The 8,882-nt window shown below is 67.0% G+C and carries 8 protein-coding genes; 5 read left to right on the plus strand and 3 right to left on the minus strand.

The genetic code is table 11. The features are described 5' to 3' along the window. Nucleotides 1-78 precede the first annotated feature (78 nt). Nucleotides 79-420, plus strand: a complete 342-nt coding sequence (locus ACTHJR_RS01235; RefSeq protein WP_440521225.1) for a VOC family protein — start codon at nt 79-81, stop codon at nt 418-420. A gap of 151 nt (nt 421-571) precedes the next feature. On the opposite strand, the gene moaB is transcribed toward ACTHJR_RS01235, so the two are convergent. The 3 genes from moaB to ACTHJR_RS01250 all read right to left on the minus strand — a co-directional run bounded on the left by moaB (nt 572) and on the right by ACTHJR_RS01250 (nt 3,650). Next, entirely contained in the window at nt 572-1,099 is a 528-nt protein-coding gene (gene moaB / locus ACTHJR_RS01240) for a molybdenum cofactor biosynthesis protein B (RefSeq protein ID WP_440521226.1), read from the minus strand. Nucleotides 1,100-1,182: 83 nt separating this feature from the next. Further along, the gene (locus ACTHJR_RS01245; protein WP_440521228.1) at nt 1,183-2,919 is read right to left on the minus strand and encodes a lytic transglycosylase domain-containing protein; all 1,737 of its coding nucleotides are present in this window, start codon (nt 2,917-2,919) and stop codon (nt 1,183-1,185) included. Further along, a complete protein-coding gene (locus ACTHJR_RS01250; protein ID WP_440521229.1) occupies nt 2,916-3,650 on the minus strand; it encodes a uracil-DNA glycosylase in 735 nt (244 codons plus the stop codon). The genes ACTHJR_RS01245 and ACTHJR_RS01250 overlap by 4 nt, the downstream gene beginning before the upstream one ends. Before the next feature lie 121 nt (nt 3,651-3,771). Here ACTHJR_RS01250 and ACTHJR_RS01255 point away from each other — a divergent pair, with 121 nt between their 5' ends. From ACTHJR_RS01255 to ACTHJR_RS01270, 4 genes are all read left to right on the plus strand, one after another. After that, nucleotides 3,772-5,430, plus strand: coding sequence for an electron transfer flavoprotein-ubiquinone oxidoreductase (locus ACTHJR_RS01255; RefSeq protein ID WP_440521230.1), 1,659 nt, complete (start codon nt 3,772-3,774; stop codon nt 5,428-5,430). Next, on the plus strand, nt 5,402-7,015 hold the full coding sequence (locus tag ACTHJR_RS01260) for a tetratricopeptide repeat protein (RefSeq protein ID WP_440521231.1): 1,614 nt from the start codon (nt 5,402-5,404) through the stop codon (nt 7,013-7,015). Before ACTHJR_RS01255 ends, ACTHJR_RS01260 begins: the two co-directional genes overlap by 29 nt. Beyond that, complete coding sequence (locus ACTHJR_RS01265; RefSeq protein WP_440521233.1) at nt 7,012-7,932, plus strand: 4-(cytidine 5'-diphospho)-2-C-methyl-D-erythritol kinase; 921 nt, start codon at nt 7,012-7,014, stop codon at nt 7,930-7,932. The genes ACTHJR_RS01260 and ACTHJR_RS01265 overlap by 4 nt, the downstream gene beginning before the upstream one ends. Before the next feature lie 249 nt (nt 7,933-8,181). Further along, the coding region (locus ACTHJR_RS01270; protein WP_440521234.1) for a dihydroxy-acid dehydratase domain-containing protein at nt 8,182-8,882 on the plus strand (701 nt) is incomplete at its 3' end.

Below are 8,882 nucleotides of genomic sequence, written 5' to 3' on the forward strand. Positions count from 1 at the left end.
CGCGGACCGGACGGGCTTTTGCCATTGCCCCAATCTACGCCGCGATGTAGAACATATCAAGAACAATGGAGGGATGAGATGGCCAAGCTCAATTATGTCGAATTGCCCGTCCAGGACGTGGCGAGCACCAAAGCGTTCTTCTCGGCGGCGTTCGGCTGGGATTTCACCAATTTCGGCCCGACCTATGCCGCGACGATGAGCGGCGAAACCGATCTCGGGCTGCAGGGCGATCGCGCCGACTGGACGGCGGCACCGCTGGCGGTGATCCAGGTCGACGATCTCGAGGGGACGGAAGCGGCGGTGAAGGAAGCGGGCGGGACGATCAGCCAACCGATCTTCGCGTTCCCGGGCGGACGGCGGTTCCACTTCCGCGACCCTAACGGGAATGAGTTGGCTGCAATGCAACCGGGCGGGGAGTAAGGCTGCGCTATCCGTCGCCCCATCCGTCATCCCGACCTTATCCCGGGATCCGCCGTGACACGCGTCATGCCCATGAGCCTCTGGCCGTGAGGCCTGCCGCCCGGCGGATCCCGGCACAAGGTCGGGATGACGAAAGAAGGGTGGCGGGGGCTTACCGCTCCAACAGCCGCGGCATCAGTTCGACGAAATTGCAGGGCCGGAAGCGGCTGTCGAGCTGGTCCTTGAGGATCAGGTCCCAGCCGTCCTTCACGGCGCCGGTCGAACCGGGCAGCGCGAAGATGTAGGTACCGCCGGCGACGCAGGCGCAGGCGCGCGACTGGATCGTCGAGGTGCCGATCGTCCGGTAGCTCAGCCAGCGGAACAGTTCGCCGAAGCCCGGGATCATCTTCTCGGCGATCGCTTCGACCGCCTCGGGCATGACGTCGCGGCCGGTGACGCCGGTGCCGCCGGTGGTGAGGACGACGTCGATCTCGGGATCGTCGATCCAGATCGCCAGTCGCTCGACGATCATGTCGAGGTCGTCGCGCTCGATCGTGCGCGCGGCGAGGATATGACCGGCGGTGGTGAGCCGTTCGACCAGCGTATCGCCCGATGTGTCCTCGGCTGGGCCGCGCGTATCGGAAACGGTCAGGACCGCGATCCTGACCGGCAAGAATTCTCGACTTTCGTCAATCGCCATCGATTCGACCCCGTTCGTGCCGAGCTTGTCGACGCACGTTGAGACTCACCGTCCCGACCAGCGGGACGAAGGGGGCAGTTAGATCACTTGGCGGGAGGAGTCAGCCGTATCGCGCTCGGACCCGGCAGGCCGGGGAATTTGGGCCACATGTCCTGCGCCAGCGCCGCCTTGCTCGGCGACTTCAGCCGACCTTCCTTGCTTTCGTACATCCAGTAGTTGCGCAGCACGGTGGTGACGTAGCCGCGCGTTTCCCAATAAGGGATCGACTCGATGTAGAGCAGCGGATCGCCACCGTCCCGGACGATGCCGTTCCATTCGGTCACCGGCACTGGTCCGGCGTTATAGGCGGCGATCACCTTGGGCAGATAGCCGCCGGTGAATCCCTGGGTGCTCAGCCGCTCGAGCGTGCGCTGGCCGACCGCCATGTTGACCGACGGCAGCGACAGCGATCCGCGATCGACCGTAATGCCGCGTTCGCGCGCATAATCGACCGCCGCGGCGGGCATGATCTGCATCAGGCCGTACGCGCCGGCCGGGCTGATCACGTCCTTGCGGAAACGCGATTCCTGGAGCGCATGGGCGTAGATCAACGCCTTGTCGACGGTCCAGCCGCCCGCCGGCGCCCATTTCGGGGCGGGGAAGCGCGCGATCGTCGGGGCCTTGGTGCCTTCGGGGCAGTTGTTGCCCAGCCACATCACCGTCTCTGGCAGGTTGAGCGTCTCGGTCAGGCGGACCAAAGAGGCATATTCATCCTTGGGACCGATCTTGGCCTGCTGCTTGAGCACGTCGTCGGCCAGGTCGGTTTCCCCGATCTCGACCAGCGCCGCGGCGACGCGGACGTTGGGGCGGTTCTGCAGCTTGTCCCAATCGGCGAGCATCAGCTCGTCGGGAACCGGCGGCTTTTCCTTGATGCCGAGCTGCTGGCGCGCGAGCATGCCGTAGAAGGTCTCGTCGAGCTGCGCGGCGTTCTTGAGCCGCGCCTCGACCAGTTGCGGCCGGTCGCACTTCATGTCGGCGCGCGCCGCCCAATAGAGCCCTGCGGCCCGCAATTCGATGTCGCTGGCGCGCGCCGCGACGTTGACGAAGGCGCGGGAGGCCTCGGTGCAATCGCCCTGGCGCCAGGCGGCGAGACCGCCGACCCATTCGCCCTGGACCGCCCAATCGCCGGTGCCGAGCCGCGCCTTGGCCGCCATCATCCGCGCGTTGGTGTCGTTGCCCTGCAGATAATAGATCCAGGCGACGCGCTGCTGCCACTCGATTATCGCGTCGGGCGTGAGGTCGGTGGTGCCTTCCAGCAGAGCCTGCGCCGCCGGGCCATCGTCATTCTTGATCAGCGGCTGCATCTTGAGCGCGAGCTCGGCGGCGGCGAGATCGTATTTGGTCGCCTTGGCGCGGCCGCGGGTGGAGGCGCCGTTGTTCCACACCAGCCGCTGCTGGAAAGGAAGAGTCGGGCCGGTCACGCCGCGCGCGGCGAGGATGCGCGCGATCGTCGGCGCTTCGGGCAATTCGGGCGCCGCGGTCAGCACGGCGAGCAGCGGGTCGTTCTCGACCTTGGGCGACCCCTTGGCGACGTAGAGTTCTGCGAGCGCGATCGAATGGAGCGGACCGGGCTTCATCGCGGTCAGCTGCATCTGGGCATCGTCCCAGCGCTTTTCGTGAATCGCCTTGAACACGGCGGTGTAGCCGGTGCGTTGATCGGCATCGAGCTGGGCGGGGATACCGCGCGTCATCACCGCCGAAGCGGGCATGCCGTCGCCCGCGAATGCCGGAAGCGGGGCAAGCGCCAGCGCCGAAGCTACGAGAAAACGCGCGACTTTCACTCAACTCCCCCCATCAACAATCTGAGGTCCTTCCAGGCATCGGCCTTGGCGGCGGGCTTCTCCAGCAGGAAGCGCGGATGGAAGCTCGCCACGACGTTACTTGTCCCGCCGTCATGGTTAATCGGGCGTAAACTTCCACGGGCATGGGCGACATCCATCCCCGTGATGGCACGGCTCGCCGCATTGCCCAGCGCGAGCACCCTTTTCGGGCGCGCCAGCGACAGATGATGGCGGATCAAAGCTTCGAGCTTGCGGCCGGTCTCGTCAGTCACGCGACCGGCCGGCGGGCGCTTCACCGCGAGCGCCGCCAGATAGATCGACTGGCGATTGCGACCGATCGCGGCGAGCATGCGGTCGAACAGCGCGCCGACATTGCCCGACAGCAATTGGCCGGCGGCATCGTCCTCGCGATCGGGCATGTCGACCACGATCATCAATCCGCTCGCGACGTCGCCTTGCGTGCCCAGCGCGCGGCCGGGCCAGCCGGATTCCGGAGGGGCGTCGCCGAGCCGCCACAAAGCGAATTGCTCGAGCGTTTCGGGCAGTTTGGCGGGGCCGGCGGGCGCTTCCTGGACCTGGGCCGGCAGGCGATCGAGCACCGGTGCCGTAGCGGCGCGCGCCAGCCAGTCGCGCGGGCTCTCGTCGATCTCGCAGTCGACACCCGCGTCGCGCCACCATTCGAGCGCACTGGCGATACTCGCCCGCCAATCAGGATTCAGGTCAGCCCCCATAGCTGATCGGCATAGAGTCCCAGCTTGACCGCGGGGTCAATTCAGGGGCACCGCTTCCCCGACAAACCGTTGTCGTCGCACGACGACCGGTCACAAAAGAGTCCCAACGGGAGGAAAAGGGATGAGCGAACGCGAGTCGATGCCGTACGATGTGGTGATCGTCGGCGCGGGTCCGGCGGGCCTGTCGGCGGCGATCCGCCTGAAGCAATTGGCGGCGGAAAAAGGCGGCGAGATTTCGGTCTGCGTGCTCGAAAAGGGCTCGGAAGTCGGCGCCCACATCCTGTCGGGCGCGGTGGTGGATCCGCGCAGCCTCGACGAGCTGATCCCCGATTGGCGCGACAAAGGCTGTCCGATGGCCGAAACGCCGGTCACCGACAACCAGCATTGGGTGCTGACCAAGAAGCGGCGCTTCAAGCTGCCCGAATTCATCTCGCCGGGCTTCATGCACAACAAGGGAACTTACACCGGCAGCCTGGGCAATCTGTGCCGCTGGCTGGCGGGGCAGGCCGAGGAACTGGGCGTCGAGATCTTTCCGGGCTTTGCCGCGGCCGAGATCCTCTACAGCGACGACGGAAAGGTGAAGGGCGTCGCCACCGGCGACATGGGGGTCGCGCGCGACGGCGAGCACAAGCCCGATTATCAGCCAGGGCTCGAGCTCCACGCCAAATACACGTTGTTCTCCGAAGGCGCGCGTGGGCATCTGACTCGCCAATTGGTCGATCGTTTCGACCTGCGCGCCGATTGCGAGCCGCAGGTCTATGGCCTGGGCATCAAGGAGCTGTGGGATATCGATCCCGAGTTGCACGAGCCCGGCCGCGTCATTCACACCCAGGGCTGGCCGCTCAGCGAGAGCGGATCGGACGGCGGCGGGTTCCTCTATCACCAGGCCAATGGACAGGTCGCGCTCGGCTTCGTCACCTGGCTCAATTATTCGAACCCTTATCTGTCGCCCTTCCAGGAATTGCAGCGCTGGAAGACGCATCCGCGGATCGCCGAGATCCTGAAGGGCGCCAAGCGCGTGTCCTATGGCGCGCGGGCAATCAGCGACGGCGGCTATCAATCGGTGCCCAAGCTGATGATGCCGGGGGCCGCGCTGATCGGCGACAGCGCCGGTTTCCTCAACGTGCCGCGGATCAAGGGCACGCATACCGCGATGAAGTCGGGGATGATGGCGGCTGAAGCGGCGTTCGACGCCGTCCAGGGCGGGCGCGAGGGCGACGAACTGACCGCTTATCCCGACGCCTATGACGCGAGCTGGGTGAAGAAGGAACTGTCGGTCGTCCGCAACGTCCTGCCGCTGGTCGAGAAATATGGCGAGTTCCTCGGCACGATCCTGTCGGGCATCAACATGTGGCTCGAAAGCTGGGGCATCCGCATGCCCTATACGATGAAGCACCACGCCGATCACACGACCCTGTGGCGCAAGGACCTGGTCAAGCCGATCGACTATCCCAAGCCCGACGGCGTGCTGACCTTCGATCGCCTGTCCTCGGTGTTCCTGTCGAACACCAATCATGAGGAGGACCAGCCGGTCCATCTGACGCTCAAGGACCCCGACATCCCGGTCGATTACGACCTGCCGATGTATGACGAGCCGGCGCAGCGTTACTGCCCGGCGGGCGTGTACGAAATCGTCGGGCAGGAAGAGGGTAACCCAAAGTTCGTGATCAACGCGCAGAATTGCGTCCACTGCAAGACCTGCGACATCAAGGACCCGACCCAGAACATCGTCTGGGTGGTGCCCGAGGGCGGTGGAGGGCCGAATTATCCCAATATGTAAGCCTGTCGTCGCGCTTACGGCGCTCACGGCGGCGCTCGTTGCCGCGGGCGCGCAAGCCCAGGATTACGGGGCGTTCGGGCGCGCGCGCATCGCCGCCGCCGATGGCGATGTCGGTGCGGCGGCGCGGCAATATGGCATCGCGCTGGCGGGAGCGCCGGGCGATGCGGTGGTTGCCGGGCGCGCTTTCCGCCAGGCGATGGCGGCTGGCGACCTGCCGCTCGCGCGACGCGCGGCGGCGGCGCTGGGGCCGGATGCGCCGCCCGACACCAGGCTGTTGCCGCTCGCCGACGCGGTGAAGAGCGGCGATCCCAAGGCCATCGACAAGGCGCTGGCGGCGCTCGACAAGACGCCGTTCGACTTCTTCGTGCCGGTGATCCGTGCCTGGCTCGCGCTCGGGCAGAGCGGCGATCCGGGCGCGGCGCTCGCGGCTACCGAACGGAGCGGCGCGATCCGCCACGTCATGTTCGAGCAGCGCATTCTGATCGAGATCGCGCGCGACGACATTCCAGTGGCCGCGAAGGCGCTGGAGGACGAATTGCGCGGCGGCAGCGGCGGGCTCGACCTGCGCTATGCCGCGGCCGAATTGCTGATGGGGCAGGGGCAGGATACGCTCGCCGGCCAATTGCTGCGGGGGCCCGATCCCGAAGTGGCGACGGTGCGCGGCGCGATCCGCCCGGTGAAGGCGACGCCGGCGATCGGCATCGCCCGACTCTTTACCCGGATCGCTGCCGACCTGACCGACCCCGGTACGACGCCGATCGCGATCACGCTGGCGCAATCGGCGCTGATCCTCGATCCGCAGGACGGCCGCGCGCGGCTGTTGCTCGCAGCAGCGCTCGAGCGGCAAGGCGCGCACTATCGCGCTCTCGCGGTGTTAGGCGAAATCCCACCGGGTTCCGGCTACCACACGCTCGCCGGGTCGATCCGGGTCGAAGTCCTGCGTGCCAAGGCCGACATGCCGGCGGCGATCGCCGCTGCCAAGGCGCTGGCCGATGCCCCCGGCGCCGATGCCGAGAGTGCCGAGCATTACGGCAATATGCTGCTGATCGCGGGCCACCCGCTCGACGCGGCGACGGCGTTCGAAAAATCGCGCGATCGGCTGGGCGCCGATGCCGGCTGGACGATCTGGCTGCAGATCGGATCGGCCTATGACAAGGCCGGGCGCTGGCCGCTCGCCCAGGCCGCGCTCGAACGCGCGGTGGCGCTGGGGCCCAATCAGGCGGTCGTCCTCAATTATTTCGGCTATTCGCTGGTCGAGCATGGCGGCGATGTCGCCCGCGCGGTGACGATGCTGGAAAAGGCCAACAGCCTGGCGCCGGGCCAGCCGGCGATCGCCGATTCGCTGGGCTGGGCCTATTTCCGGAGCGGGGATACCGGCCGCGCCTTGCCCCTGATCGAATCGGCCGGCGTCGCAGCGCCCGCGGATGCCGAGATCGCCGAGCATCTGGGCGACGTCTATTGGGCGGTCGGCAGGCGGTACGAGGCGCGCTACGCCTGGCGCGCGGCGCGGGTGGCGGCCAAACCCGATGCTGCGGCGCGACTCGACGCCAAGATCCTCGACGGTCCCGCCGCGACACGCTCGTGACGATCGTCGAGGCGGCGCCTGCCAAGATCAATCTCGCACTCCACGTCCGCGCGCGGCGCGACGACGGCTATCACGAGATCGAGACATTGTTCGCGTTCCTGCGCGACGGCGACACCGTGTCCATCGCGGAGAGCGAGCGGGATAGCTTCACTCTGACGGGGCCGTTCGCGCCGGCGCTCGAAGGGGAAAGCGGTAATCTGGTGCTGGCGGCGCGCGATGCCTTTGCCGCGGCGCACGGGCCGCTGCCGCCGCTCGCCATCACGCTCGACAAGCATTTGCCGGTCGCGTCGGGAATAGGTGGCGGGTCGGCCGATGCGGCGGCGACATTGCGTGGATTGGCACGGTTGAAGGGAATCGATCCGGCGACGCTGGCGGATATCGCGCTCGAGCTGGGGTCGGATGTGCCGGCCTGCCTGCCGGGACGAAGCGCGATCGGCGGCGGACGTGGGGAACGGCTCGAGCCGGTGTCGGGGCTGACCGACATTCCCGTCCTGCTGGTCAATCCCGGAGTCGCGATCTCAACGGCGGCAGTATTCCGCGGCTGGGACGGTACCGATCGCGGGCCACTCGTCCACCATCACCCCGGCCCTGTGCCGGGGTCTGCCGCGCCGCAAATCCCGGAGGATGAGGGTTTGCGGCACGGTGGATGCCGGGACGAGCCCGGCATGAGGGAATGGCTGGTGATCGCGACTGACAGTCGTAACGACCTGGAGGCCCCGGCGCGCGCTATGGCCCCGGTCATCGGTGACGTGGTTGGCCTGCTCGCCGCGCAACCGGGCGTGATCTTCGCACGCATGTCAGGCTCTGGCGCCACCTGCTTCGCATTGTTCGCCGACCAAGCCGCCCGAACCGTCGCGCGCGTTACGGTCGCCGCCGCTCATCCCGATTGGTGGTGTCTCGAATCGACACTCGCGTGACAGTTTCGCGTGCCAAGGCGGGACCGCCGCGCGCCGCTTAACCATCGTCCGCCGCCGGAATCCTCAACTGGCCCCCCACTTGCTGAGCGATCGCTACGCAGGTCCGTCTCCACGCCGCGCCCGCGCATGGTCTCCGGCCTCCCGCTGGACGTCATCGGTCGTGGGAGCGGCTTCGGCCGCTCCCCGCCACACCGGCACGCGTAATAGTCTTGCGCGAATCGGCCTTGTCGCGACATAGGCGTTCGCGCCATGACCCATATCTTCGACAAATCGAAACTCCCCAGCCGCCACGTCTCGGTCGGTCCGGAGCGTGCCCCCCACCGCAGCTATTATTACGCCATGGGCCTGACCGAGGAGGAGATCGCACGCCCGTTCGTCGCGGTCGCTTCCGCCGGCAACGATTCGGCCCCGTGCAACACCACGCTCGACGCCCAGGCCGACGCCTGCCGTCGCGGCGTGGAGCAGGGCGGCGGCATGCCGCGGCGTTTCAACACGATCACGGTCACCGACGGCATCGCGATGGGCCATCAAGGAATGAAATCCTCTTTGGTCAGCCGCGAGGTGATCGCCGATTCGGTCGAATTGTCGGTGCGCGGCCATTGCTACGACGCGCTGGTGGGCTTCGCGGGGTGCGACAAGTCGCTGCCGGGCATGATGATGGCGATGCTGCGCCTCAACGTGCCGTCGATCTTCGTCTATGGCGGGTCGATCCTGCCCGGTCGGTTCCACGATCGTGACGTCACTGTGGTCGACGTGTTCGAGGTCGTCGGCAAATATGCTGCCGGCGCCTGTCCGCTGAGTGAGGTTCACGAACTCGAAAAGGTCGCCTGCCCAGGCCATGGTGCCTGCGGCGGCCAATATACCGCCAACACCATGGCCTGCGTCGGCGAGGCGATTGGTTTGTCGTTGCCGAACAGCAACATGGCGCCGGCTCCTTACACATCGCGTGA

Source organism: Sphingomonas sp. (assembly GCF_051962185.1).
In the GTDB taxonomy this organism is placed as follows: domain Bacteria; phylum Pseudomonadota; class Alphaproteobacteria; order Sphingomonadales; family Sphingomonadaceae; genus Sphingomonas.